The sequence below is a fragment of the Mesorhizobium sp. BH1-1-5 genome (assembly GCF_020165615.1).
In the GTDB taxonomy this organism is placed as follows: Bacteria; Pseudomonadota; Alphaproteobacteria; order Rhizobiales; family Rhizobiaceae; genus Mesorhizobium.
In genome coordinates, this window is record NZ_JAIUIM010000016.1 from 64,239 (window position 1) to 89,053 (window position 24,815).

The 24,815-nt window shown below is 64.9% G+C and carries 28 protein-coding genes; 16 read left to right on the forward strand and 12 right to left on the reverse strand.

All coding sequences use genetic code 11. The annotated features are described in order from the left end of the window. Positions 1 to 51: 51 nt before the first annotated feature. Positions 52 to 1,725 (forward strand): FAD-dependent oxidoreductase, encoded by a 1,674-nt coding sequence (locus LB572_RS21355; protein WP_224669104.1) that lies wholly within the window; start codon positions 52 to 54, stop codon positions 1,723 to 1,725. Then, positions 1,725 to 2,030, forward strand: coding sequence for a UBP-type zinc finger domain-containing protein (locus LB572_RS21360; RefSeq protein WP_224669105.1), 306 nt, complete (start codon positions 1,725 to 1,727; stop codon positions 2,028 to 2,030). The genes LB572_RS21355 and LB572_RS21360 overlap by 1 nt, the downstream gene beginning before the upstream one ends. A gap of 9 nt (positions 2,031 to 2,039) precedes the next feature. Here the strand turns inward: LB572_RS21360 and LB572_RS21365 are convergent, their stop codons facing one another. Beyond that, complete coding sequence (locus LB572_RS21365) at positions 2,040 to 2,213, reverse strand: hypothetical protein (protein WP_181179496.1); 174 nt, start codon at positions 2,211 to 2,213, stop codon at positions 2,040 to 2,042. A gap of 154 nt (positions 2,214 to 2,367) precedes the next feature. Between LB572_RS21365 and LB572_RS21370 the strand changes: the two genes are divergently transcribed. The 3 genes from LB572_RS21370 to LB572_RS21380 all read left to right on the forward strand — a co-directional run bounded on the left by LB572_RS21370 (position 2,368) and on the right by LB572_RS21380 (position 3,792). Beyond that, complete coding sequence (locus LB572_RS21370; protein ID WP_224669164.1) at positions 2,368 to 2,661, forward strand: DUF1778 domain-containing protein; 294 nt, start codon at positions 2,368 to 2,370, stop codon at positions 2,659 to 2,661. Further along, on the forward strand, positions 2,658 to 3,155 hold the full coding sequence (locus tag LB572_RS21375) for a GNAT family N-acetyltransferase (protein WP_224669106.1): 498 nt from the start codon (positions 2,658 to 2,660) through the stop codon (positions 3,153 to 3,155). Before LB572_RS21370 ends, LB572_RS21375 begins: the two co-directional genes overlap by 4 nt. Before the next feature lie 181 nt (positions 3,156 to 3,336). Continuing rightward, positions 3,337 to 3,792: a GNAT family N-acetyltransferase gene (locus LB572_RS21380; RefSeq protein WP_224669107.1), complete on the forward strand. Its 456-nt coding sequence runs from the start codon at positions 3,337 to 3,339 to the stop codon at positions 3,790 to 3,792. Positions 3,793 to 3,796: 4 nt separating this feature from the next. On the opposite strand, the gene LB572_RS21385 is transcribed toward LB572_RS21380, so the two are convergent. From LB572_RS21385 to LB572_RS21405, 5 genes are all read right to left on the reverse strand, one after another. Beyond that, a complete protein-coding gene (locus tag LB572_RS21385; protein ID WP_224669108.1) occupies positions 3,797 to 4,603 on the reverse strand; it encodes an aspartate/glutamate racemase family protein in 807 nt (268 codons plus the stop codon). A 53-nt stretch (positions 4,604 to 4,656) separates the two neighbouring features. Beyond that, positions 4,657 to 5,898, reverse strand: a complete 1,242-nt coding sequence (locus LB572_RS21390; protein WP_224669109.1) for a D-amino acid dehydrogenase — start codon at positions 5,896 to 5,898, stop codon at positions 4,657 to 4,659. Positions 5,899 to 6,175: 277 nt separating this feature from the next. Next, positions 6,176 to 7,345 (reverse strand): trans-sulfuration enzyme family protein, encoded by a 1,170-nt coding sequence (locus tag LB572_RS21395; RefSeq protein ID WP_224669110.1) that lies wholly within the window; start codon positions 7,343 to 7,345, stop codon positions 6,176 to 6,178. Continuing rightward, on the reverse strand, positions 7,342 to 8,778 hold the full coding sequence (locus tag LB572_RS21400) for a pyridoxal-phosphate dependent enzyme (RefSeq protein ID WP_224669111.1): 1,437 nt from the start codon (positions 8,776 to 8,778) through the stop codon (positions 7,342 to 7,344). The genes LB572_RS21395 and LB572_RS21400 overlap by 4 nt, the downstream gene beginning before the upstream one ends. Before the next feature lie 328 nt (positions 8,779 to 9,106). Then, on the reverse strand, positions 9,107 to 10,447 hold the full coding sequence (locus tag LB572_RS21405) for an FAD/NAD(P)-binding protein (protein ID WP_224669112.1): 1,341 nt from the start codon (positions 10,445 to 10,447) through the stop codon (positions 9,107 to 9,109). 478 nt (positions 10,448 to 10,925) lie between these two features. Between LB572_RS21405 and tauA the strand changes: the two genes are divergently transcribed. From tauA to LB572_RS21430, 5 genes are all read left to right on the forward strand, one after another. Next, positions 10,926 to 11,939, forward strand: coding sequence for a taurine ABC transporter substrate-binding protein (tauA, locus tag LB572_RS21410; RefSeq protein WP_224669113.1), 1,014 nt, complete (start codon positions 10,926 to 10,928; stop codon positions 11,937 to 11,939). Positions 11,940 to 12,111: 172 nt separating this feature from the next. Further along, on the forward strand, positions 12,112 to 12,885 hold the full coding sequence (locus LB572_RS21415; protein ID WP_224669114.1) for a taurine ABC transporter ATP-binding protein: 774 nt from the start codon (positions 12,112 to 12,114) through the stop codon (positions 12,883 to 12,885). Next, the gene (locus LB572_RS21420) at positions 12,882 to 13,745 is read left to right on the forward strand and encodes an ABC transporter permease subunit (protein ID WP_224669115.1); all 864 of its coding nucleotides are present in this window, start codon (positions 12,882 to 12,884) and stop codon (positions 13,743 to 13,745) included. Before LB572_RS21415 ends, LB572_RS21420 begins: the two co-directional genes overlap by 4 nt. A 22-nt stretch (positions 13,746 to 13,767) precedes the next feature. Next, positions 13,768 to 13,983 carry a hypothetical protein gene (locus LB572_RS21425; RefSeq protein ID WP_224669116.1) on the forward strand — a complete coding sequence of 72 codons (216 nt, stop codon included), beginning with the start codon at positions 13,768 to 13,770 and terminating at the stop codon, positions 13,981 to 13,983. A gap of 52 nt (positions 13,984 to 14,035) precedes the next feature. Next, complete coding sequence (locus LB572_RS21430) at positions 14,036 to 14,965, forward strand: TauD/TfdA dioxygenase family protein (protein ID WP_224669117.1); 930 nt, start codon at positions 14,036 to 14,038, stop codon at positions 14,963 to 14,965. Positions 14,966 to 15,021: 56 nt separating this feature from the next. On the opposite strand, the gene LB572_RS21435 is transcribed toward LB572_RS21430, so the two are convergent. Continuing rightward, positions 15,022 to 15,207, reverse strand: a complete 186-nt coding sequence (locus tag LB572_RS21435; protein ID WP_224669118.1) for a hypothetical protein — start codon at positions 15,205 to 15,207, stop codon at positions 15,022 to 15,024. A gap of 309 nt (positions 15,208 to 15,516) precedes the next feature. Between LB572_RS21435 and LB572_RS21440 the strand changes: the two genes are divergently transcribed. From LB572_RS21440 to LB572_RS21455, 4 genes are all read left to right on the forward strand, one after another. Then, on the forward strand, positions 15,517 to 15,876 hold the full coding sequence (locus tag LB572_RS21440; protein ID WP_140805105.1) for a septal ring lytic transglycosylase RlpA family protein: 360 nt from the start codon (positions 15,517 to 15,519) through the stop codon (positions 15,874 to 15,876). A gap of 346 nt (positions 15,877 to 16,222) precedes the next feature. Further along, positions 16,223 to 17,500, forward strand: coding sequence for a polyhydroxyalkanoate depolymerase (locus tag LB572_RS21445; protein ID WP_224669119.1), 1,278 nt, complete (start codon positions 16,223 to 16,225; stop codon positions 17,498 to 17,500). Positions 17,501 to 17,792: 292 nt separating this feature from the next. Further along, a complete protein-coding gene (locus tag LB572_RS21450; RefSeq protein ID WP_224669120.1) occupies positions 17,793 to 18,410 on the forward strand; it encodes a transglutaminase-like cysteine peptidase in 618 nt (205 codons plus the stop codon). 295 nt (positions 18,411 to 18,705) lie between these two features. Continuing rightward, positions 18,706 to 18,942, forward strand: coding sequence for a hypothetical protein (locus LB572_RS21455; protein WP_140805099.1), 237 nt, complete (start codon positions 18,706 to 18,708; stop codon positions 18,940 to 18,942). 285 nt (positions 18,943 to 19,227) lie between these two features. On the opposite strand, the gene LB572_RS21460 is transcribed toward LB572_RS21455, so the two are convergent. The 4 genes from LB572_RS21460 to LB572_RS21475 form a co-directional block, all read right to left on the reverse strand. Continuing rightward, positions 19,228 to 19,590 (reverse strand): helix-turn-helix domain-containing protein, encoded by a 363-nt coding sequence (locus tag LB572_RS21460; RefSeq protein WP_140805097.1) that lies wholly within the window; start codon positions 19,588 to 19,590, stop codon positions 19,228 to 19,230. A gap of 25 nt (positions 19,591 to 19,615) precedes the next feature. Beyond that, positions 19,616 to 20,140, reverse strand: a complete 525-nt coding sequence (locus tag LB572_RS21465; protein WP_140805095.1) for a Smr/MutS family protein — start codon at positions 20,138 to 20,140, stop codon at positions 19,616 to 19,618. Beyond that, complete coding sequence (locus LB572_RS21470) at positions 20,137 to 21,243, reverse strand: murein transglycosylase A (protein ID WP_224669121.1); 1,107 nt, start codon at positions 21,241 to 21,243, stop codon at positions 20,137 to 20,139. Before LB572_RS21470 ends, LB572_RS21465 begins: the two co-directional genes overlap by 4 nt. Positions 21,244 to 21,378: 135 nt before the next feature. Next, positions 21,379 to 22,080 (reverse strand): Tim44/TimA family putative adaptor protein, encoded by a 702-nt coding sequence (locus LB572_RS21475; protein WP_140805091.1) that lies wholly within the window; start codon positions 22,078 to 22,080, stop codon positions 21,379 to 21,381. Positions 22,081 to 22,280: 200 nt separating this feature from the next. Here LB572_RS21475 and LB572_RS21480 point away from each other — a divergent pair, with 200 nt between their 5' ends. Both LB572_RS21480 and secB read left to right on the forward strand, forming a co-directional pair. Then, positions 22,281 to 22,775, forward strand: coding sequence for an FxsA family protein (locus tag LB572_RS21480; protein WP_095820157.1), 495 nt, complete (start codon positions 22,281 to 22,283; stop codon positions 22,773 to 22,775). Positions 22,776 to 23,280: 505 nt separating this feature from the next. After that, positions 23,281 to 23,784, forward strand: a complete 504-nt coding sequence (gene secB, locus LB572_RS21485; protein ID WP_040986315.1) for a protein-export chaperone SecB — start codon at positions 23,281 to 23,283, stop codon at positions 23,782 to 23,784. 265 nt (positions 23,785 to 24,049) lie between these two features. On the opposite strand, the gene dnaQ is transcribed toward secB, so the two are convergent. After that, on the reverse strand, positions 24,050 to 24,754 hold the full coding sequence (gene dnaQ / locus LB572_RS21490) for a DNA polymerase III subunit epsilon (RefSeq protein ID WP_140805087.1): 705 nt from the start codon (positions 24,752 to 24,754) through the stop codon (positions 24,050 to 24,052). Positions 24,755 to 24,815 lie beyond the last annotated feature (61 nt).

Genomic DNA, 24,815 nt, shown 5'->3' on the forward strand with positions numbered 1-24,815 from the left:
CGCTGAACAAAGCGCTTCAAACCCGACCGCCCCGGCGCTACGGTCCGCGCCATGGCCCCTTCCGTCAGCCCGACCATCGCCGCCCGCCGCGACCAGATGTTCCCGATCCTCACCGATGCGGATATCGAGCGCATGCGCCGCTTCGGCGAGGAACGCGCCTATGCCGGCGGCGAGCACATCGTGACGGCGGGCACGGTTTCGCCAGGGGTGATCCTCATCCTGTCGGGCAAGGTCGACATCACCCAGGCCGGCGGGATCGGGCCGCGCGAGCCGATCGTCACTTACGGCGCCGGCAATTTCGTCGGCGAGCTGGCGCAGCTGTCGAACCGGCCGTCGCTGGTCAACGCCGAGGCGAACGGTCCGGTCGCGGCGATCGTCATCCCCTCGCAGCGGCTGCGCGACCTGATGGTGCAGGAGGCCAATCTCGGTGAACGCGTCATGCGGGCGCTGATCCTGCGCCGCGTCGGGCTCTTGGAAAGCGGCGCCAGCGGCCCGGTCGTCATCGGCCCTCCGGGCAATGGCGACGTGCTGCGGCTGCAGGGTTTTCTGCGGCGCAGCGGGCTTCCGCACCGAGCGCTCGATTCCGACACCGACCCTTGCGCCAAGACGCTGATCGAGCGTTTCCATGTCGACCCGCACCATCTGCCGATCGTGCTCTGCCCCAACGGCAAGCTGATGCACAATCCGGGCGAGAACGAGCTAGCCCGCTGCGTCGGCCTGTTGCGGCCGATCGATGCCGACAAGGTGTTCGACGTGGCGATCGTCGGCGCCGGACCGGCGGGGCTGGCCGCGGCGGTCTATGCCGCCTCGGAAGGGCTTTCGACCATCGTGCTCGACTGCCGCGCCTTCGGCGGACAGGCGGGCGCCTCGGCCCGGATCGAAAACTATCTCGGCTTCCCGACCGGCATCACCGGCATGGCGCTGATGGCGCGCGCCTATAACCAGGCGCAGAAATTCGGCGTCGAGATGGTCATCCCAGACGAAGCGAAGCTGCTGGACGATGCCGACGACGGCGCCCGCTACCAGCTTGCCATCGGCGACGGCGAGAGCGTGCGCACGCGTTCCGTGGTGATCGCCAGCGGCGCGCGCTACCGCCGGCTCGATATCGCCAACCTGGCGCAGTTCGAGGGAACGTCGGTGCATTACTGGGCCTCGCCGATCGAGGCCAGGCTTTGCCAGGACCAGGAGGTGGCGCTGGTCGGCGCCGGCAATTCGGCCGGACAGGCGGCCGTCTATCTGGCGAGCCAAGTGCGCAAGGTGACGCTCCTGGCGCGCCGCGACAGCCTCGACGCCACCATGTCGCGCTATCTTGTCGAGCGCATCGCGGCGCAGCCGAACATCGAGGTGCTGGCGGAGACCGAGGTCGCGGCGCTGGAGGGCAGCGAAGGCAATCTGGAAACGCTGCGCTGGCGCAACCGGGCGACCGGCGAGGAGACGAGCCGCGCCATCCGCCACCTCTTCCTGTTCATCGGCGCCGACCCGAACACCGACTGGCTGGCGAATTGCAACGTGGCGCTCGACGCCAAGGGCTTCGTGCGCACCGGCCCGGACACGACACCGGGGCACGGGCTGATGGAGACGAGCCGAAGCGGCGTGTTCGCGATCGGCGACGTGCGCTGCGGCTCGACCAAGCGTGTCGCGGCCGCCGTCGGCGAAGGCGCGCAGGTGGTCGCGGCCTTGCATGGCTATCTGGCGCAAAATGGTGAACCGGCGAGGAGAGCGTGATGGACGAATGCAGGCATACCAAGGACATCAAAAAGGTCACGCCGAGCGCGCTGGGCTGCGAGGAATGCCTGAAGAGCGGGTCCTGGTGGGTGCATCTGAGGCTCTGCCGAACCTGCGGCCATGTCGGCTGCTGCGACGACTCGCCCAACCGCCACGCGACAAAGCATTTCCATGCCACGCAGCATCCGGTCATCGAGGGCTACGACCCGCCGGAAGGCTGGGGCTGGTGCTTTGTCGACGAGGTGTTCATCGACCTCGGCGGCGACACGACGCCGCAGAACGGCCCGATCCCGAAGTTTGTTTGAGGGTACGCTTTAACGCACCGAACCCGTCACCGTCGGGTCGACGGCGTCGGGCACGGATTTGCGCTCATTGCCGGCGAAGATGCCGATGAGGAGGAGGCTGAGCACAACCGGCACGAACAGGATGGCGACGCGCGCCTGCACGTAGAAGATGGCACGCCATTCGTTTCGCTTTTCGTCGTTCATCATGCTCGCTCTGTGATGCCTCCCGGCGAGGGGACATAGAGACGAAGCGTTAAACATCTCCTTCCGATTCCGTTAACGCGTGGGTTCGAACGCGCAGGCCAATCAAGCGCAAGGAGGTAATGACAGCGTCATTACCTCCTGTTATTCTCAAACCATGAAACACGAATCTCCAGACGAGGCTTCCAAGAGAAGCACGCTCAATATCCGCATCAAGCCGGAGGAGCGCGGCCTGATCGACGAAGCTGCGCGCGCTCTTGGCAAGACCCGAACGGATTTCATCCTCGATGCAGCCCGGCGCATGGCCGAGGACACGTTGCTCGACCGAACACTCATCAAAGTCTCGCCGGAGGCTTATGCGGAATTTCTAGCCTTGCTCGACGCGCCGGCCAAGCCCAATGAGAGGCTCTCCCGGCTGATGAACGCGCCGTTGCCTTGGAAGAGCAAGTGACGTTCCAGCCGCCTGTGCCGCTGGACCGCAGTCATGATCTATCCTCATTCTCATCCGGCGTTCCGGTTCTCGACGACTGGCTCAAGCGCAGGGCGCTTGCCAATCAGGATAACGGCGCGACAAGGACTTTCATCGTTTGCCGGGATGCAAGGATCGTTGCTTATTACGCGCTCGCTTCCGGCAGCGTCATCGCCAGCCAGGCACCAGGCCGCTTCCGGCGCAATATGCCGGATCCCATTCCAGTCGCCATCCTTGCCCGTCTTGCCATCGATGTTTCTCATCAACGCCGAGGCCTCGGCCGAGCGCTGGTGCAAGACGCGGCTCGCCGGGTGATGAATGCGGCGCAGTCGCTCGGCATTCGCGGTATCCTGGTCCACGCAATCTCGGATGAGGCGCAGACCTTCTATACCGCGCTGGGGTTCAGCCCTTCGCCGCTAAACCCGATGACACTGATGGTCTCGCTGGCGGATATGCGTCAGACGATTACCGAGTGAGACGCGGTATCAGACATCCAGCCAGCCGAGTGCCGTCACCGTGGCCAGGCGATGCTCGGCGCTCGCCGGCCTCCCCTTCGGCGAGAACGACATTTGTAAACTCATCGAGGAGATCGGCGCCCGAAATCGGCCCAACTGAACAGTGAAGCATGCTACGGCCAGCTAATTCCCGGGATGCAGCATGAACGCCACCTTCGTTATCAGACCGGCCGGGACGGCCGACCATGACCAGATCGCCGAGGTCTGGCATGAGAGCGCCAGCCTGCCGACGGTCGGTCCGGCGACGATGCCGACGCTTCAGGATTTGCGCCGGCGCGTGGATGTCGAATTCAACGCGGGGTGGGACGTGGCGGTCGCCGCCCGCGACGGCGAGGTGATCGGCTTCGTCGCGATCAAGCCACGCGAGGCAGTGCTCGACCAGCTGTTTGTGCGGCCGGACACGCTTGGCGCCGGCATCGGCCAGGCGTTGCTTCAACATGCCATACAGGCGATGCCGTCAGGCTTCACGCTCTACACGCGGTCAGGCAATTTTCGCGCCCGGCGATTCTACGAGAAGGCCGAACTGACCTTCCTGCGCGACGACCTGCATCCGCGCAACAAGGACCCGGTCACCCATTACGGCTGGAAGCCGGTGTAACCTCTCACACGGCTTTCAGCGCAAACAACCGGCCGCCGGCCGACACCACGTCGTCGATGCCGGCGAGGCGCAGGCAGTGCCAGGCCATGGCGTGGTTGGAGGAGGTGACGGGAATGCCGATGCGCCGCTCCAGCTCCGCCACCGCCTCGGCGACGCGCAGGCTGGTGCAGGAGATGAAGATCGCTTCGACGCCGGGCACTTGCGCCATGCGCTCGGCCGCCGCCTCGATCGAGGCGAGCGATATGCGGGCGGCTTCACGATCGTCGCGGCGGTCGAAGGTAGCGACGGCGGCGATATCGAGGCCGCGGCCGGTGAAATAGCGGACAAGGCCCTGGTTGATCTCGGGCGCATAGGGCGTGAGCAGGCCGATGCCTTTGGCGCCGAGCGCCTTGAAGGCGGCCAAGGCGCCGGTGACCGGCGTGGTGCAGGCGACGCCGGGCCGCGCCTTCCTGATCTCGGCGAAGACGGCTTCCTCGCCAAGCGTCATGGTCGCCGAAGTGCAGCCGAAGCCGACGACGTCGAGCGGGATGCTGGGCAGGATGAGATCCACGGTGGGCGCGATGCGCGGGCCCATGGCCCTCAGCGTTTCGGGCGTGATGTCGTTGTCGTTGAACAGCCGCGCCTCATAGAAGGCGACGCCGGGAATGCGGACCAGCGCGCGGAACTCATGCTCCAGCGTCTGGTCGGTGGCGAGGATGGCAAGGCCGATCGCCGCGCGCGAGGCGAGGCCGCCGTCGATCTCCGATGGCAATATGCCCAAATCGACCGGTCCCGAGGATTGAGGGCGGGTGGCAGCCGCGCTGACAGACATGGCATTCCCTTTCATTGTCGATTCATGGGTCGACCCCATCCGGGATCCTGCTCTCAGTTCAAAAGACCGTCCATCGATATGGCCGGCTTGCGGCCGGCAATGAGGTCGGCGGTGATGCGGGCCGAGCCGTGCGACATGGTCCAGCCGATATGGCCGTGCCCGGTGTTGAGGTAGAGATTGCGCAAACGCCGCTGGCCGAACTCGGGCAGGTTGTTCGGCGTCATCGGCCTGAGACCCGCCCACATCTCGGCGCGGTCGTAATCGGCGCCTTCGGGATAAAGCTCCTCGGTCACGCCCTTCATGAAGGCGAAGTCGGCCGGCTTGTGGCTGGTGTCGTAGCCGGCGAACTCGGCGGTCGCGGTGACGCGCAGCCGGTCGCCGAAGCGCGAGATGGCGACCAGATTGTGCTCGTCGATCGCGGCGATGGTCGGTGGCGCCGGGCGGTTGCCGATGGGGATGGTCAGCGAATAGCCCTTGATCGGATAGATCGGCAGGCTGATGCCGACCGTCTTGGCGATGAGCGGACTGTAGGAGCCTAGCGCCAGCACATAGGCGTCGCCCTTGACCGCGCCCTTGTCCGTCATCACCTGCGCGACGCCGTCTCTGGAAGTCTCGATGCCGGTGATGGTGGTGCCGGTGCGGATCTCGCCGCCGCGCTCGACCACCTTGGCGGCAAGCGCCCGGGTGAATTTCGCCGGGTCGCCGGTCTCGTCGGTCGGGCAATGGATGCCGCCGGCAATTTTTTCGCGTGCGGAGGCCAGCGACGGATCGAGCGCGACGATGGCGTCGCGGTCGAGCACCTTGATCAGCTGGCCGTCGGATTCGAGCAGCCGCATGTGATCGACGCCTTTGTCGAGCGCCTGCTGGCTGCGATAGAAATAGAGGATGCCGCGATCGTTGCGGTCGTATTCGATCGCCTCGTCTGCGACGACCTCTTGCAGGACGGATTGCGAATAGGCGGCGAGGCGATGCTTGAGCAGCGTGTTGCGCCTGGCCTTCTGCGCCGTGCATTCCATCAGGAAGAGCCAGGACCAGCTGTAGAGCCGGGAATCGGCCGAAAGCTTGAAGCGCAGCGCCTGGTCCTTCAGCACCAGCGATTTCAACAGGATCATCGGCGCCCTGGGCGACGACCAGACGAAGGAATGCCCCGGCGCGATCATGCCGGCATTGCCCCAGCTGGTCTCGGCCGCGACCTGAGGCTGGCGCTCGAGGATGACGACCTCGTGCCCGTCCTTCTGCAGCTGGTAAGCCGTGGTGACGCCGACAACGCCGCCACCCAACACGATCACGCGCATGGCGCCTCCGGAGATCGCAAGTTGGCTCACTGTAAAGCGTAAGCTGCGGTCTGCAATGGCACACACGCAGAGATGTCGGCGGGACAGCGCCCCTCTCTGGCCTGCCGGCCATCTCCCCCACTTGGGGGGAGATCAGCCGTCACCGCGGCTTTCGCCAATCGCCAACATTGCAGAGATGAGCGGGACGCTGGAACTGCCAATCTCCCCCCAAGTGGGGGAGATGTCCGGCAGGACAGAGGGGGCGCGAAGGATCGCAACGTTCAGCGATTGGCGGAAGCTAGTGCGCCAACGCCTGCTCCAGATCCGCGATCAGATCATCCCCGTCCTCGATCCCGCAGGACAGCCGCACCAGCGAGTCCGTGATCCCGATCGCCCCGCGCTTTTCCGCCGGGATCGAGCCGTGTGTCATCAGCGCCGGATGCTCGATCAGGCTTTCGACGCCGCCCAGGCTTTCGGCCAGCGTGAAGAGCTGCGTGCGTTCGAGGAAGCGCTTCGTTCCCGCCAGATCGCGGTCGAGGTCGACCGAGATCATGCCGCCGAAGGCGTGCATCTGCTGGACGGCGATGGCGTGCTGCGGGTGGCTGGCGAGGCCGGGATAGATGACGCGGCGGACGTCTTTTCGCGTTTCCAGCCATTGCGCTATTTTCAAGCCGTTGGCCGAGTGACGCTCCATCCTGAGCGCCAGGGTCTTGATGCCGCGCAGCGCGAGAAAGCTGTCGAACGGGCCGGAGATGGCGCCGATGGCGTTCTGCAGGAATTTCAATTGCGCCGCGAGGTCCTTGTTGTCGCCGACGACCGCGACGCCGCCGACCATGTCGGAATGGCCGTTCAAATATTTCGTCGTCGAATGCACGACGATGTCGATGCCGAGCTCCAGCGGACGCTGGATATAAGGGCTGCAGAACGTGTTGTCGGCGACGGTGAGCAAGCCCTTGCGCTTGGCCAAGGCCGCGAGCGCTTCGAGATCGACGATGCGCAGCAGCGGGTTGGTCGGCGTCTCGACCCAGAGCAGCTTCGTCTCGGGGCGGATCGCCGCCTCGACCGCGGCAAGGTCGGTGAAGTCGGCAAAACTCACCTCAAGGCCGGCGGAGCGCTTGCGCACGCGCTCCATCAGTCGGAACGAGCCGCCATAGATGTCGTCGGTGGCGACGATGTGGGCGCCGGAGTCGAGCAGCTCGAGCACCGTGCCGATCGCCGCCAGGCCGGAGGCGAAGGCGAAGGCGGCCGAGCCGCTTTCGAGGTCTGCCACGGCGCGCTCGAAGGCGAAGCGCGTCGGGTTCTGGCTGCGGGCATATTCAAAGCCCTTGTGCACGCCGGGCGACTGCTGGCCGTAGGTGGAGGTCGCGTAGATCGGCACCATCACCGCGCCGGTCAGCGGGTCGTGGCTCTGGCCGCCATGGATGGTGCGGGTGGAAAAGGCCAGGCGGTTCTTGCCGTTTGACGTCATTTTGCGCGGCGCCTCAAATGGTTGATCAGGTCGATACGGGTTATCAGGCCGACGAACTCCTCGCCATCGAAGACGATGGCGACCTCGTTGCGGTCGAAGACGGGCAAGAGCGCATCGAGCGTCTGGTTGGCCTGCAGCGTGTGCAGGTTCGAGGTCATGGCCGAGCGCACCGGGCCGTTGAAGCGGTCCCAGCGGCCGTCATAGGGGCCGTCGACCTTGGCCAGGATGTCGCTCTCGTCGACGATGCCGATCAGCCTGCCTTCATCCAGCACCGGCAGTTGCGAGACGTCGGAGCGGCGCATGCGGCCATAGGCGTTGAGCAGGCTCTCGTCCGGGCCGACGGTGACGATGTCGCCGGTGCGCGGCGAGCGCATGACGAGGTCGCGCAGGTCGCCATGCTGCTCCTGGTCGGCCAGGCCCTGCTCGGCCAGCCAGATATCGTCGAAGACTTTCGACAGATATTTGTTGCCGCTGTCGCAGACGAAGGTGACGACGCGCTTCGGCGCCGTCTGCTCGCGGCAATAGCGCAGGGCGGCCGACAACAGCGTGCCGGAGGAGGAGCCGGCGAGGATGCCTTCGCGCGACAACAGATCACGCACGGCCAGCATGCTCTGCTTGTCGGGAATCGAATAGGCCTTCTTGACCAGCGACAGATCGGCATTGGGCGGCACGAAATCCTCGCCGATGCCTTCGACGGTCCAGCTGCCGGCCTCTTCCATCTTGCCGGTCTTGATCAGCGGCGCCAGCACCGAGCCGACCGGGTCGGCCAGCACCATCTCGGTCTTGGGCGAGTGTTTCGCGAAAAAGCGGCCGAGGCCGGTGAGCGTGCCGCCCGAGCCGACGCCGACCACAACCGCGTCGACATCGCCTTCGAGCTGCGAGAAGATTTCCGGGCCGGTCGTCGTCTCATGCGCCAGCGGGTTGGCCGGGTTGGCGAACTGGTTGGCGTAGAAGGCGCCAGGCAGCTCGGCGGCAATCTTCTCGGCCATGTCCTGGTAATATTCGGGATGGCCCTTGCCGACATCGGAGCGGGTCATGCGCACCTCGGCGCCCAAAGCGCGCAGGTGCTGGATCTTTTCGCGCGACATCTTGTCGGGCACGACCAGGATGATGCGGTAGCCTTTCGGGATGCCGACCTGGGCAAGGCCGAGGCCGGTGTTGCCGGCGGTCGCCTCGACGATGGTGCCGCCGCGCTTCAGCACGCCCGATTTCTCGGCCGCCGCGATCATCGACAGCGCGATGCGGTCCTTGATCGAGCCGCCGGGATTCTGGCTTTCGAGCTTGATGAACAGGCGGCATTTGCCGGTGTCGAATCTGGTCAGCTCGACGATCGGCGTCTGGCCGATCAGGTCGAGCACCGACGCGTAAGGCGGCCGCAGCCTCGACAGGTTGGTGTCCGCGCCGCCGGGCGCCGGTTGTCTTTGCTCGCTCATCAGTTGCTCCATGGAAGCAGGTCATGCGGGTGTTCGCAATCTCGCGCATCCTTGTTGGATCATGATCTTTTCCAAAACCGGTTCCCACTTTTTGGGATCATGCTCTAGCCGCCGCAACCCATTCCGGTTTCGCGGATCGCGCGACGCCGTCTTTTCCAGCCCTTTTCATCTGGAAAGAAGATAGATCGTGCCAATCCGGCGGCGAGTGGAGGAATGGAATTTCAGTTGGGCGTGCGCTTCACGCTTCTCATTTAGGCCGGCGCCAAGTCCCCCCTCTCTGTCCGGCAGGACAGAGAGGGGGCGACGGATCGCCGACCTCGACGAAAAATCACCCCAGCAGCTGCTTACCCAGCTTCGCGCATTGCACCCGGATATCCGGGATGGCGTCGATCTCGAAGAAGGTGCCGCGCGTCAGCGGGCCGACGGCGAGCAGCTTCGACGACACCGTGCCGTCGGCCGCGATCAGCTCGCATTTCGCGGTGACATCGAGGCCGAGGCGCAGCGGATCCGGTCGCGCCAGGCCGCGCTCGATCAGCGAGCGCACGACGCCGTTCGACGTCCTCGAAATGTCGCGGGCGATGCCCATGCAATCATAGAGGCGGCCGACCTCCAGGGTCTCGACATCCTGCGTGCCGCGCGGCTGGATCTTCACGACGGAACCGCCATTCGCCTCGACATTCACGACCCTGCCGGCAACGAGGCGGATGCGGCCCGAGCGCACCGCTTCGGTAACGCGCGCGTAGACCTCCGGCGCCATGCGGTGGCGGTGGATGTCCCACCAGGCCTTGGTGTGCTCGACGAAGCGGCGCTTGGCCGAGGACGGCCAGTTCTGCCAGATCGTCTGGTTGAACGGCCTCAGGCCGTCGACCACGTCGCGCCAGTCGCCGCCGGCCTTCTGGGTCTCGCGGATCAGGTTGCGGAACCAGCCGACGAAGTAGGAAAGCTCGGTGCCGAGCGGAATGTCGGCGATATCGAGCTTGATGGGGTTGCCCTTGCGGTGCGGCGATGGCAGCAGACCGCGCCGCGACACAGCTATGATGGCGCCCGAATGGCCGCGCTGCTCGAGCGACAGGAAGGCGTCGACCATGCTCAAGCCGGTGCCGAGCAGCAGGACGGCGGCCTGCGGATCGAGTTTGGTATCGGCCTCCGATCCCATACGGATGGCTTGGCCCTGGAAGGCGCCGGGCTGCTCGTCATGGCCGGTCGCCAAAACGGCCAGATGCGCGACGACGCTGGTACCGTTGGCCAGGGCCACCTCGACGCCCGACGGGGTTGGCGAGATGGACAGGCTCTCCTCGCGGATCAGCCGCAGACGACCGGTCTCGCGCTCGCGTTCCTCCAGGCCCTCGAGCACGTCCTGCAGATAGCGGGCATAGAGGCTGCGCGGCGCATAGAACGGCCCCTGGTCCGGCTTGGCGAGGCCGCGCTCCAGCACCCAGCGCGCGAAATGGGTGGGGTCGTCGGCATAGGCGCTCATGCCGGAGGCGTTGACGTTGAGCACATGCGCCGAAAGCAGCGTCGAATAGGCCATGCCCTGGCCGAAATGCGGCCGCTTCTCGATCAGCGTGACACGCAAATCCGGATTGGGCGACTTGAGCAGATGCGCGGCCAGCACGACACCGCTGGCGCCGCCGCCGACAATGATGATGGAATTGGCGCGTCCAACCATGACTGCTAGCCGGAATTTATCGAGCGATCAGCGCGCGGCGCTCGCCGCCAGCCGCCTCGGCTGCGGGCCGCGAACGATCGCCGGAACGGTCTTCAGAAGGTCGCGCATCGTTCTCTCACTCCCAATGTTGATAAGATTACTATACTAAGCGGGTCGGGCACGAAACCCGGTTTCCAATTCGCCTGCGATTTGAAGCATGGATTTGCCTGAATGGGGCGATGGGAGAATTTTCGTTCGGCCTGAGTGCGGCGGCCTATCGTCCTTCGTCATGTATGACGAGGGAAGCGAGGACTCCGCCAATCGCCAACGGCGGTCGCCAACCCACCTACTACTGTCCTTTTGCGCCCATTCCGCCGGTACCAGGCGACACTTTTCCAACAAAGCTCGCTTGCTTGGAAGGATTTAACTCTACAAACCCGATAGAATTAACCGACGATAGAAAAGCAATCCGGTTCTCTCAGGCGTATGGAGCCTTTCAATGTCAATCCTTTCACGACGCATTCTGCTTCTCTCGTCGGCCGCGCTTACGGCCGCCGCCTTGCTCGGCCCGGCCAGCGCCGAGGATCTGAAAATCACCATCGGCTACCAGACGGTGGTCGAGCCCTCGAAGGTGCCGCAGGCCGACGGCGCCTATGAAAAGGCGACCAAGGCCGCGATCGACTGGCGCAAGTTCGATTCCGGCGCCGACGTCATCGCCGCGATCGCCTCCGGCTCGGTCGATATCGGCTATGTCGGCTCGAGCCCGCTGGCCGCGGCCGCCAGCCGCGAACTGCCGATCCAGACCATCTTCGTCGTCGGCCTGATCGGTCCGTCGGAAGCGCTGGTCGCCCGCAACGGCGCCGGCATCGAGAAGGTCGCCGACCTCGCCGGCAAGAAGGTCGCCGTGCCGTTCGTCTCGACCACGCATTACAGCCTGCTCGCGGCGCTGAAGCATGAGGGCGTCAACCCGAAGTCGGTCGAGATCCTCAATCTGAGGCCGCCGGAGATCGTCGCCGCCTTCGCACGCGGCGACATCGACGCGGCCTATGTCTGGGACCCGGCGCTTGGCCAGGTCAAGACATCCGGCAAGGTGGTGCTGGACTCCGCGCAGGTCGCCGCCTGGGGCGCGCCGACCTTCGACGCCTGGATCGTGCGCACCGATTTTGCCGAAAAGCATCCCGAGGCCGTGCGCGACTTCGTCAAGGTGACCGGCGAGGCCTATGCGCAGTTCCTCGCCAAGCCGGAGTCCTGGTCGGTGTCCTCGCCCGAGGCCGGCAAGATCGCCAAGCTCACCGGCGCCAAGCTGGAAGAGGTGCCCGAACTGCTCAAGGGCTATGTCTTCCCGCCGCTCGACGAGCAGGCCTCGGACAAGTTCCTCGGCGGCGCGACCGTCAAGGCCATTGCGGCGACGTCCGCCTTCCTCAAGGAGCAGGGCAAGGTCGACGCCGTGCTGCCCGACTATTCGAAATATGTGACGGCCAGATATGCCAGCGAGGCCCTCGCCTCGAACTGAGCTTTTCTCCACGCAATCCCCGGAAGGATGACCGCCTTTCCAGGGATTGCTCGGAAGCGCGGCCACTCTTCCCTGGCCTTGCGCTTGCCTGTCCCGAAGCCGAGGCGCGACTTCGGGGCAGGCCCCAACGCTCCAAGATTCAGTGCCTTGATCCAGCAGAGGCCAAAACCCGATGTCGCATCTCACCCTCGACAAGGTCAGCGTCCATTATGACGGCCAGCCGGCGCCGGCGGTCGAGCGTGTTTCGCTCGACATCGGCAGCGGCGATTTCGTCGTGCTGGTCGGCCGTTCCGGCTGCGGCAAGACCTCGCTGCTCAACGTCGCCGCCGGCCTGGTCGAGCCCGCGCGCGGCCGGGCCACGATCGACGGCCGGCCGATCACGGCGCCCGGGCCGGACCGCGCCGTGGTGTTCCAGAACGATGCCCTGTTTCCCTGGCTGACGGCGCGGGAAAACGTCGCCTTCGCGCTCCGGCTGCGCGGCGTGCCGGCCGGCAGCAGAGCGCGCCGCGCCGACGAATTGCTGTCGCTGGTCAAGCTCGGCGACGCCGGCGACAAGCGCATCTGGGAGCTTTCCGGCGGCATGCGCCAGCGCGTCGGCCTTGCCCGGGCGCTAGCCGCCGAACCCGAATTCCTTCTGCTCGACGAGCCGCTCGGCGCGCTCGACGCGCTGACGCGCGAGCGCATGCAGACGACGCTGCTCGATCTGTGGGCAGCGGCCCATGCCGGCGTGCTGATGGTGACGCACGGCATCGAGGAAGCGCTGGTGCTCGCCACCCGCATCGTCGTGCTGGCGCCCGGGCCCGGCCATGTGGTGCGGGCTTTCGAAACCCATTTCGGCCGCCGCTACGCGGCCGGCGAGCCGATCCGCGCGATCAAGGCCGATCCGGCCTTTGCCGCGGCCCGCGCGGAGCTGACCGACGCGATCTTCGAAGGAGAGGCGGCATGAGCGTCGGCGCCTATAGCGAACGCGCGAGAGCGAAGGCCGGCGAGAATGACGGGTTTTCCGTGCCATGGTCGCGGTCCCGTCCAAAGCCGAGACGGATAGTCTCGGCCCGGCTGGTCAGCGCGATCACCATCCTCGCGCTGCTGGCCGCCTGGACGGTGGCGGCCTCGCTGCAGCTGGTGTCGCCTGTCTTCCTGCCCTCGCCAGCCGCGGTCTGGGCCAAGTTCGTCGTCGTCGCCCGCGACGGGTTCGTCGACGCGACACTGCTCCAGCACATCCTCGCGTCGCTCTGGCGCGTGTTCGCGGCGCTGGTCGCGGCGGTCCTCGTCGGCGTGCCGGTCGGCCTCGCCATCGGCATCAGCCGGATCGGGCGCGGCGTGTTCGATCCGCTGCTCGAATTCCTGCGGCCGATCCCGCCGCTCGCCTATCTGCCGCTGATCATCATCTGGTTCGGCATCGGCGAGCCGTCGAAGATCCTGGTGATCGCCATCGCCATGCTGGCGCCGGTGGCGCTGTCGACCGCCGCCGGGGTGCGCGGCGTGTCGCGCGAGCGCGTCGACGCGGCGCGATCGCTCGGCGCCACCCGAATTCAGGTCATCCGCCACGTGATCCTGCCGAGCGCCTTGCCATCAATCCTCACCGGCCTGCGCATCGCGCTCGGCGCCGGCTGGTCGACGCTGGTCGCGGCCGAGCTGGTCGCGGCGACGCGCGGGCTCGGCTTCATGATCCAGTCGGCGGCGCAGTTCCTGGTCACCGACGTGGTGGTGATGGGCATCCTGGTGATCGCGATCATCGCCTTTGCCCTGGAATTCGTCATCCGCCGGGTCGAGCGGATCCTGGTGCCCTGGGCGGGGCGGGAATGAGCTCAAGCGAAGGAGAAGGACGATGACCCATTCCACCGCGGTGCTGTTCGCCCATGTCGGGACATGGCTGTTGCGTCTGCCACCGGGCGATAAGCGACCCGAAGACAAGCGCCTGGACGACAAGCGACCGCAGGACGAACCGAAATCGCCGACGCCGGTGCTGCTTGCCGGCGAACGCGACCGCCTGCCGCCGCGCGACGAGAGTTTTTACTGGGCCTGGCAGTACTGGTCGCAGTGATCGATCCGGCAGTCCCGGCCTTTTCCCCCGAAGACCAAACAGGAGAGACCCCGTGAGCAACCCAGTTCTTGTCGACCAGATCATTCCGGCGACCGATGTCGTTCCGCTGACCGCCCGCGTCGGAGCGGAAATCCGAGGCATTCGCCTCGGCGGCAGCCTGCCGGATGCGACCATCGCAGCGATCAACCAGCTGCTTTTGCGCCACAAGGTGGTCTTCTTCCGCGGCCAGGAGCATCTCGACGATTCCGAGCATGAATTGTTCGCGCGGCGGCTCGGCGATCTCGTGCCGCATCCGACGGAGGGACCGGCGGCGGGCACCGCCTCGATCCTCAATCTCGATTCCAGCCGCGGCGGCGGCCGCGCCGACCAGTGGCACACCGACATCACCTTCGTGGACGCCTATCCGAAATTCTCGGTGCTGCGCGGCGTCGTCATTCCAGCTACCGGAGGCGACACGATCTGGTCCAACACGCATGCCGCCTATGAAAGCCTGCCGCCGCCGCTCAAGCTCCTGGCGGAGAACCTGTGGGCGATTCACAGCAATGCCTATGATTACGCCGCCGTCCGTCCCCGCGCCTCGGCCGAGGAAAGGAAGCATTTCGAGGAGGTCTTCACCTCGACCGTCTACGAAACCGAGCATCCTGTCGTGCGCGTGCATCCGGAGACCGGCGAGCGCTCGCTGCTGCTCGGCAATTTCGTCCAGCGCTTCGTCGGCCTGTCGAAGAGCGACTCGTCAAAACTCTACGAGCTGTTCCAGAGCTATGTGACGACGCCCGAGAACACCGTGCGCTGGCGGTGGCAGGCCGGCGACGTGGCGATCTGGGACAACCGGGCCACGCAGCATTATGCGGTCAACGACTATGGCGCCGAGCACCGGATCGTGCGGCGCGCCACGGTCGACGGCGACGTGCCGGTCAGCATCGACGGACGCCGCAGCGCCACCCAGGTCAAATCGGCCAAACCGGCGGCAAAAGCGGCCTAAGAGCTGTCGGGCGGCCCCTTCTCCCACAACAAGGGGAGAAGGGGGGCGCCACCCGATCAGACGCGCGAGCGGGTCGCCCAGCTGAGCCCGACGATACCGATCAGCATGGTGACGAGCCCGATATAAAGCCACTGCGTCTGTCCGGTCATGAAGCTGCCCTTGACTAGGCCGAGGCCCTGCAACGACCACAGCGCGCCCAGCCCAAGCACAATCAGCGCCAGCACAAACCTGATCAATCGCATCGGCTTGACCCTCTCCGGAAGTCGATCCTGAACGGCAATGGGGACGCGACAAAAGACGCCGAGGAAGCGAAGCAGTACCGCTTCTCTCTACTTGAATCTCGACGGCCGATCTTACCCGGGATGCCCCGGATATCGGGCCGATATTCATTGAGAATACGCCCTGTCGGCGCCAGAAATATCATGACAAACTGTTTCGCGGCGACTCCAAACGTGTGCCTTCGCCACGGAACCGCCAGAAGGCTGCCGCATTTCCCGCCTCATTCGGCACTTAACGGCGGGGCCTATCTCTAACGGAGCCACCCCCAAAGCATGAAGAAAACCAACCAGACCGCGCTTGTCGCGGTAACGATCGCGGCTGGCCTGATGGCCGGCGCCTCGTCCGCCTCCTCCGCCGCGCAGTGCGGCCGCGCTTCCTGGTATGCGCTGCATTCCAGAACCGCCTCAGGGGAACGCATGAACCCCTCGGCAATGACCGCCGCCCATCGCACCTTGCCCTTCGGCACCAAGCTCAGGGTCACCAACAAAGACAATGGCCGCAGCGTCGTCGTGCGCATCAACGATCGCGGCCCGTTCGTCAGGGGACGCGTGCTCGATCTCTCCCGCGGCGCCGCCAGCCAGTTGGGCTTCATCGGTTCGGGACACACCGCCGTCTGCATGGCGCGCGTCTAACCGTCTCTGAATCGTAGATGGAGCCTGGTGTCGTCCGAAAACCGCTTCACGCTTTTCGGCACCATGCTCTTGCTATCGGACCATGATCCAAGGCCACCTGCGAGGTTGGGGATCATGGCCGGTGTCCGGCATGAGGGCCGGACACATATCCTTCACATTTCGGCAGCGCACATTGAGCCGGCTCCACCGTTCGCGACCGATTCCCAACGCTTTGCACCAAAGACGCATTGTTCACGCGACGTGACGTATTGCATCGCAACAATATCTTGTTAACCTCGCCGGGAGACATTCAAGGCTCGGCGCGGTTCGTCGTCCCTTTGGTCGTCGGACGGCAGCGGGGTTCGCGATGTTCTACCAGCTCTACGAATTGAACCATGCGGCGCTGCAGCCGGCCCGGCTCTATGCCGACGCGGTGCGGCTTTTTTATTCCAACCCGCTCAATCCGATTTCCCACACGCCCTTCGGCCGCTCGGTCGCGGCGACCGCGGAGCTCTTCGAGCGCACCACCCGCCGCTACGGCAAGCCGCAATTCGGCCTGGACAAGACCGTGGTCGACTGGAAAAGCGTCGACGTCACCGAAAAGACGGTCTGGTCGAAGCCGTTCTGCAACCTGATCCGTTTCGAGCGCGCGCTGCCGGCCGGCCGCAAGCCCGACCCGAAGCTGCTCATCGTGGCGCCGATGTCGGGCCATTACGCGACGCTGCTGCGCGGCACGGTCGAGGCGATGCTGCCCCATGTCGACGTGCACATCACCGACTGGGTCGACGCCCGCATGGTGCCGGTGGCGCAAGGCAGCTTCGATCTCGACGACTATATCGACTACGTCATCGACATGTTCCATGCGCTCGGCCCCGACACGCATGTGATGGCCGTGTGCCAGCCTTCCGTGCCGGTGCTGGCGGCGGTGGCGCTGATGGAAAAGCGCGGCGATCCCTTCGTGCCCTCGACCATGACGCTGATGGGCGGCCCGGTCGACACGCGCCGCAATCCGACCGCGGTCAATCTCCTGGCCAAGGAAAAGGGCATCGACTGGTTCCGCGACAATGTCGTCATGCAGGCGCCCTGGCCGGTGCCGGGCTTCGGCCGCGTGGTCTATCCAGGTTTCCTGCAGCTTTCGGGCTTCATGAGCATGAATCTCGACCGCCACATCATCGCCCACAAGGACTTCTTCATGCACCTTGTGAAGCATGACGGCGACAGTGCCGAGAAGCACCGCGACTTCTATGACGAATATCTGGCGGTGATGGACCTGACGGCGGAGTTCTACCTGCAGACGGTCGACACCGTGTTCGTGCGCCACGCGTTGCCGAAGGGCGAGATGAAGCATCGCGGCGAGGCGGTCGATTGTACGGCGATCCGCAACGTAGCGCTGCTGACCATCGAGGGCGAGAACGACGACATTTCCGGCCTCGGCCAGACCCAGGCCGCGCATGACCTATGCGTCAACATCCCGGCCGACAAGCAAGTCCATTACATGCAGCCGGCCGTCGGCCACTACGGCGTCTTCAACGGCTCGCGCTTCCGCTCGGAGATCGTGCCGCGCATCGCCGACTTCATTTCCAGCTATGGCCGCCAGCAGCGGGTGGCGACGAAGCCGAAGCTGGTCCGTTCCGGCAAAAGCTGACGGCCGGAACCCCGGCATCAGCCCTGCCGCCGCCTAAAGCGCTTCACCGTTTCACGCAAACGGCGAACCGCTCTATCTCCTTGTTTTGCGCAATTCCAGACGGAAAACCGTGTCACACTTTTCCTGGAATTGCTCTGGCAGCCGGCGGTGTTGCGGCCATGCCTCTGTTGCGAAACTGCCGCTACGGGATCGTCCAGGTAACCATGCCGCCAAACGGACCGTCGTCTCCAATTGACACGGACTGTAAATCGCCTTTAACGTTTCGTTAATAAAGAACAGGGCGGCGGGGGCAATGACTTCCTCAGCGATGACGCGAATTCTGCGTTTATGTGCAGTCGCAGGGCTGGCGATCTCTGCGCATTGGGCGGTGCCGGCATGGGCGGCGGGCGCGATGGCCACGGGCGGCCTGACATCGCAGCCGATCGGCCATTACGATTTCTGCAAATCGCATCCGAACGAATGCAACATCCATCCGGCCAATCTCGATCCTGCCAGGATGACCGACGGCCTGTGGCGCCGGCTGGTCAGCGTGACCGCCAAGGTCAATGCCGCCGTCAAGCCGATGAGCGATCTCGATCACTACGGCAAGGACGAAGTCTGGGCCTATCCGGATGACGGCTATGGCGACTGCGAGGACTATGTGCTGGAGAAGCGCCGCCAGCTCTACCGCATGGGCATGTCGTTGGCCGACCTTCTGATCACCGTCGTGCGCAAGCCGGACGGCGAAGGCCATTCGGTGCTGACGGTGCGCACCGACAAGGGCGATTACGTGCTCGACAATCTGACCGACAAGGTCAAAGCCTGGGACGCGACCGGCTACCGCTACCTCAAGCGCCAGGCGATCGACAACACCGGACGCTGGGTCTCGATCCGCGACGGCCAGGCGGTGCTGGTCGGCTCGGTGCAGTAGGAAGAGCTGGGCGCACCCTAAGTTTCGTCATGTATGGGCAAAGCGAGGAGCGTAGCGACGCAGCGCAGATCCTAGAATCCATTCCGCGACCTTCGCGCATCGCAGCGATGCAGAACGACCTCTGTCTTGCGCCGTCTTTGCCCTTCGCGCGAGATCACGGAATGGATCCTCGGGTCTGCGCGTCCGCTTCGCTCCCGCTCCGCCCGTGGATGACGAAGTCTCACAACTCCATGAACCATTTCCGCCCGGCCGGCGACACACGGCCGTGGATTGAAACTCAACATGGAGAATTCAAATGACTGCTTTCCTGCGAAACACCCTGCTTGCCGCCGTCGCGGTGTCGGCCCTGACCGGATCGGCCCTGGCGGACGAGACCGTCAAAAGCTGCGCCCAGAAAAACCTCAATGATCTGTGGAGTGGCCATTGCTGTGGCGCCGGCGATGCGAGTTGCATGGGCGGGCACGGTCGCGGCGGCGATCACGACAATGGCGGCCGGGGCAGCACCAACGGCGCGGGTGCCGGCAAGTATTGATCTCGGGCGGCTCCTACGGGCTCAGTTGTGGGGGGCGAAGGCAACGGTCACGCGGCTTCGTCATTCCAGGGCGGAGCACGGAGCAGAGCGACGCGCGCAGACCCTGGAATCCATTCCGTGAAGTTGAGGCGTTACCGGGATGCAGAATTCTGCTCCGCTGCATCCCCCGGCCAAAGGTCACGGAATGGATCCTCGGGTCTGCGCGTCCGCTTCGCTACCGCTCCGCCCGTGGATGACGAAGTTCGGGCGCTTCGGATAAACCCACCCGTTTGTCATCCTGGCAAACTATCCCCTCAGCGCGGCCCGGACCGTCGCCGTGATTTTCCGCAACTCCGCCTCGTCCAACCTCTCGATGCTTTCGGCCAGAAGGTTGGCCAGCTCGGTCGCCGCCGGCGACAGGCCGGACGTGTCGATCCTAACCCTGGGATGCGAGCTTTCGGCGAGACGGGCGAGATCCTCGGCATCGTCCCAGATGATGTTGAAATAGCCGATGATCTTCTGGATCAGCGTCCAGGTCGGGGCGCCGCGGCGGCCGTGCTCGAGCGCCGACAGATAGGCGGCGCTGACGCCGATGGCCTCGGCCATCGCCTTCTGGCTGACGCCGCGTTCGGCGCGCAGCGCCCTGAGCTTTTCGCCGAACGGGGTCACCTAGGCATCCTCTTGGTCGGCCCGCTCATGCGCGTATCCGCCGCAGCCGCACATAGAGCGCGCCCGAACCGCCGTGGTTGCGGGCGGCGTGATCGTGGCTGGACACAAGATGCCTAAAAGCGGGCGTCGACAGCCAGGCCGGCACGGCGCGGCGCAGGATGCCATCGCCGCCGGAGGACGAACCCTTGCCGGTGATGATCAGCACATAGCGGATGCCGCCGGCATGCGCCCGGTTGAGGAAGGTGAGCAGCAGCGAATAGGCCTCGTCCTGCGTCATGCCGTGCAGGTCGACGCGGCCTTCGAGCGGCAGCCGGCCTTTTTTCAGCTTGTGCAGCGTCTGGTCGTCGAGCGTATGCGAGACATGCGGCGTCTTCGGCTTGGCGGCCACCGCCGCAACGCCGTTGACGGGCGGGCGCGGCGGCTCGGGCGGCGGCTCGACGATGTCGGGGATCTCGACCGCGGTCTTGCCCTTCAGCGGCCGGGCCGAACGCGCCACCAGGTTCCACAGGATGCGGTCGTCGTCGCTCAGATGGTCGTCGCGGCGACTCACCGGGTCGCTCCGTCGAGCAGGCCGCGGGGAACCAGGGCATAAAAATCCGCCGCATTGCGGACGACGCCGGCGATTTCGCCGGCGGCATCGCCGGAGCCGGCGAAGAGATCGCCGCGGGCCGGGCCAGTGATGGCCGAGCCGGTGTCCTGCGCGATCATCAGCCGCCGGAACGGTTTTTCGCCGAAGGCGGTGAGCGTCGGCGCGTCGATATAGAAGGGCGTGCCGAAAGTGTGCAGCAGGCGGTCGACCGCGACCGAGCGCCCAGGCGTCAGCGGCACCTTGGCGGCGGCGATCGGCCCAAGCGCCGCATCGTCGACCGCGGCTTCGCGGAAGAAGATATAGGAGCGGTTTTGCCACAGGATCTCGTCGACGCGATCGGGATGCGCCTTGAACCAGGCGCGGATCGACTGCATCGTCACCTTTTCCAGCGGGATCTCGCCGAGATCGCTCAGGACCTTGCCGGGGCCGGTGAAGCGCTGGCCGGACTTGGCGGCATAGGTGACGCGGGTGAGCCTGCCGTCGGTCATCTTCAGTCTAGCTGCGCCCTGCACATGGACGAAGAATGCGTCGACCTTTTCGGCGAGCCAGGCGATTTCGAGGTTCTGGCCGGCAAGCGCGCCGCGCTCGATTTCGCCGCGGTCGGAATATTCGGCAGGGCCGGTATCCGTCCGGCGGGCGAAGGCCAGATAGGCATCCATGCCGGCCGGCCGGTTGCCGTCGTCGATGTCGACCAGGTCGGCGGGGCGGGACAGCAGCGGCACGGTGAACCGCGCCGTCCTGACCGGCGAGGCCTCGACTTGCGGTTCATAAAAACCGGTGACGAGACCCGAGCCTCCATTGTCGGGGACGACCAGAGCGGGGACGAAATGCCGTTCGAAGAAGGATCGCGCCTCGGACCGATTCGGCGCCGAAACGGATCGCGCCTGGGCATAGGCATCGGCAAAACCGTTGAAATCGACGCCGAGCGATCCCGTGCGATAAGGCTTTGTCGGCGCATGGAAGGCCGAGCGGCGGAAGGCGGCGAATGCCGCCAGATGGTCATCCCCGGCCCATCCGGGCAGGTCATCAAAAGATTTTTCCCTGAATGTGGAAGAGAGCGGCACGACCGAGCCCCGCCACTTAGAGACGGACGATTTCAGGTCTGTCCGACCTGAAATCTGAATCCGCCTCTAATTCAAAGATATGGAGCATGATGTCATCCGAAAACCGCTCCACACTTTTCGGCATCATGCTCTAGATCAATCTTCTTCTTCGGTGGCGACGAGCTTCCAGTTCGGGTCGCGCGAGCGCGTGTCGCGGGCGAAGGTCCAGACATCCTTCACCTCGGCCACCGTTTCCGGGTCGCCGTCGATGACGGCGCCGGCCTTGTCGCGGGTCGCCGAGATCAGCTCGGAGACGATGCGCAGCGTGAGATGCGCTTCCGAGCCCTTCATTTCGGCGGCGACGATGTCGGCCTTGTCGATGCCGACGAAGGAGGACTGGATCTTCTCCGACTTCGCCTCGCGCTCGCCGATCGCGGCGACGAAGCCGTCATAGACCTCGCGCGACAGAAGGTTCTTCAGCGTTTTGCGGTCGCCGTCGGCATAGGCCATCACGATCATCTCATAGGCCATCTTGGCGCCGTCGACGAAGCCCTTGGGCTCGAAGGACGCATCATTATCCTTGATGGTGCGCAGGCCCTTGTTGAGATCGGTGTCGGGCTTGGCGAAGGCGTCGATATCGGCATAGGTCTCGGCCTCGCCAGGCATGCGCTTGCGCGGCAGCGACACCACATTTTCGGGCTTCTGCGCCGCATCGGCCTCGCGCGTGCGGCTCGCCGAGTAGGGATCGAAGGGCGGACGCTCGTTTCCGGTGCGACGCCCAAGCACGTTACGCAGCTGGAAAAAGATCACAACCGCCGCAATCAGGAAGAAAATCGTGCCGAAGTCGAAGAAACCCATATTTTCCGCCAACTCGAACCCTGTTCTTGCCGGACCGGCTTAACCCGTCGGGGCGGCGGTCGCATAGCGTTCAACACTCAAAGCATATAGAACGGCAGGCGCAATCATTCAAATCAAAGGCAGCCATACCTATCTAAGGGCGCCAAGGCCAGTGGCGATTATCCGCCAGGCCGCAAAAGAAGAAAGCGATCGGTCAAGACTTGCGCATTTCGTTCATCCCGCTGTTCCTGCTGTTGCTGCCGCTGCTGGAGATCGCCGGCTTCGTGGTTGTCGGCCGCGAAATCGGCGCTTTGGCGACGGTCGGGCTGGTCATCCTTTCCAGCGTCGCCGGCAGCCTGCTGCTGCGGCATCAGGGTTTCGGCGTCATGACGCGGGTGCGGGCGGAGATGGATGCCGGGCATGATCCCAGCCGCCAGCTCGCGCATGGCGCGATGATCGTGCTGGCGGCGATCCTTTTGATCATCCCGGGCTTCATCACCGACATTTTCGCCATTCTTCTCTTGCTGCCGCCGGTGCGCGACTTCGCCTGGCGCCTGCTAAAGAGCCGCATCGTCATGGCGACCAGCTTCTCGAGCGGCTTTTCGGCGCGCCGGCGCGATACTGTCATCGATCTCGACGACAGCGACTATTCGCGCGACGATTATCCGAACCGGCCGGACCACAATTCGCCCTGGCGGCGGCTGAAGAACGACTAGTCGGATTCTGGCCGGTCGTTCGCGTTGGCAAGTAAGATGCCTTGGAGACTGGCCGAAGCGCCCACTGCGATCGTCATCCACGGGCGGAGCAAGAAGCGAAGCGCGCAGAATGTCGTCCCTGATCCAGACGGCCTCAATCGAAACGATCGTGCGGCGATGCTGGGCTTGCCGACGTCCGAGATTAGCCCGAGCCCCACGTGACGTCGTCATACTCGGGCTTGACCCGAGTATCCATGCCGTGACGCATGAGCGCCGCAACGGTGCGGAATTCCGCTCTGCTGCGTCCTACGATCAGGGTCACGGAATGGATTCCAGGGTCTCCGCGACGCTGCTCCGCCCTGGAATGACGAGGTTGGGGAGCTTTGGCCAAATCCCCAACGTTTGCACTGTCCTGCTCCTTCTGCCGACAGAGGCGGCAAAACTTGTTTTGTCCGGCAGGCCATGGTAGCGAACCCGCGATTTCAATCCGGTCAGCAGTGCTGCCCAGGCAAAAGGACCAAGGCTCATGGCCAGCAACGATGACGCCGCGACCGGCGCCGCCAACGGCAACGGCACCCAGAACCAGCCGTCGCTCAATGTGCTTGCGCAATATGTGAAGGACCTGTCCTTCGAAAGCCCCGGCGCGCCGAATTCGCTGCGCGGCCGCGACAAGGCGCCTGGCATCGCCATCAATGTCAACGTCAACGCCAACCCGCTCTCGGACAAGCAGTTCGACGTCAATCTGACGCTGAACGCCAAGGCCTCCTTCGACCAGGAAGTGCTGTTCAATGTCGAGCTCGTCTATGGCGGCGTCTTCGCCATCTCGGGCTTCCCGCAGGAGCACATGCTGCCGCTGCTCTTCATCGAATGCCCGCGGCTGCTGTTCCCGTTCGCCCGCCAGATCATCGCCGACGCCACGCGCAATGGCGGCTTCCCGCCGCTGATGCTCGACCCGATCGATTTCGCGCAGATGTTCCAGCAGCGCATCGCCGAGGACCAGGCGGCGGCGAGCAAGGTCCAGGTGAGCTGAGAAGGCGCACCGTCACATCGTATCGAGAGCCCGGCTTCGCGCCGGGCTTTTTTTGTTGGAGATGCTGGCTGTCGCCAACGTTCGCGATTGGCTGAGACGGTCCAGCGATCCATGCCGTGACGCCAAGGCGTTGCAACGGTTACAGAATTCCGCACCGTTGCACTCTGTGGCAGAGGTCACGGCATGGATACTCGGGTCAAGCCCGAGGATGACGAAGGGATGGGCGGTTCGGCTAATCGCGACGGTTGGCGCCAAGAGGGCCCGCTCAGCCCACCGCCACTTTCAGCCACAGCGCCTTTTCGCCGAGCGTCGAAACCAGCCCGGCATGCGCCGCGCGGTCCACCTCGCTCAAGCGCGGCGGCAGGGCGATGGGTCTTGCGCCGACCGAGATGTCGATGTCGGCCACCTCGCCGGAGCCGTTCATCTGCACCGCCACCGCTTCCAGCACGAGCGCCGCCTGCTTGCCGCCGATGAGCTCGATATAGACCTCGGCCAGCAATTCGGAATCGAGCAGCGCGCCGTGCTTGGTGCGGCGCGTGTTGTCGATGCCGTAGCGCCGGCAGAGCGCGTCGAGCGAGTTCGGGCCCATCGGGTGCTTGCGGCGCGCCAGCGCCAGCGTGTCGACGATGCGGCCGGGATCGATGGCCGCCTGGTCGAGCCGGCTGAACTCGATGTTGAGGAAGCCGATATCGAAGGTGGCGTTGTGCGCGATCAGCTTGGCGCCGTCGGTAAAGTCCAGCCATTCCTGCGCGATTTCGGCAAAGGTCGGCTTGCCGACAAGGTCGGCGGCGCTGATACCATGCACGGCCTGCGCCTCGGCGTGGATGGCGCGGCCTTGCGGATTGATGAATTTGTGGAAGGTGCGGCCGGTCGGGAAGCGGTTGACCAGCTCGACGCCGCCGAGCTCGATGATGCGGTCGTCGCGCAAATCGAGGCCGGTGGTTTCCGTATCGAAGATGATCTCACGCATTTCGAATCAATCCGCTCCAAAGAGCAGAATCACAAACCAGAACAAAATGGCAATGGGGGCT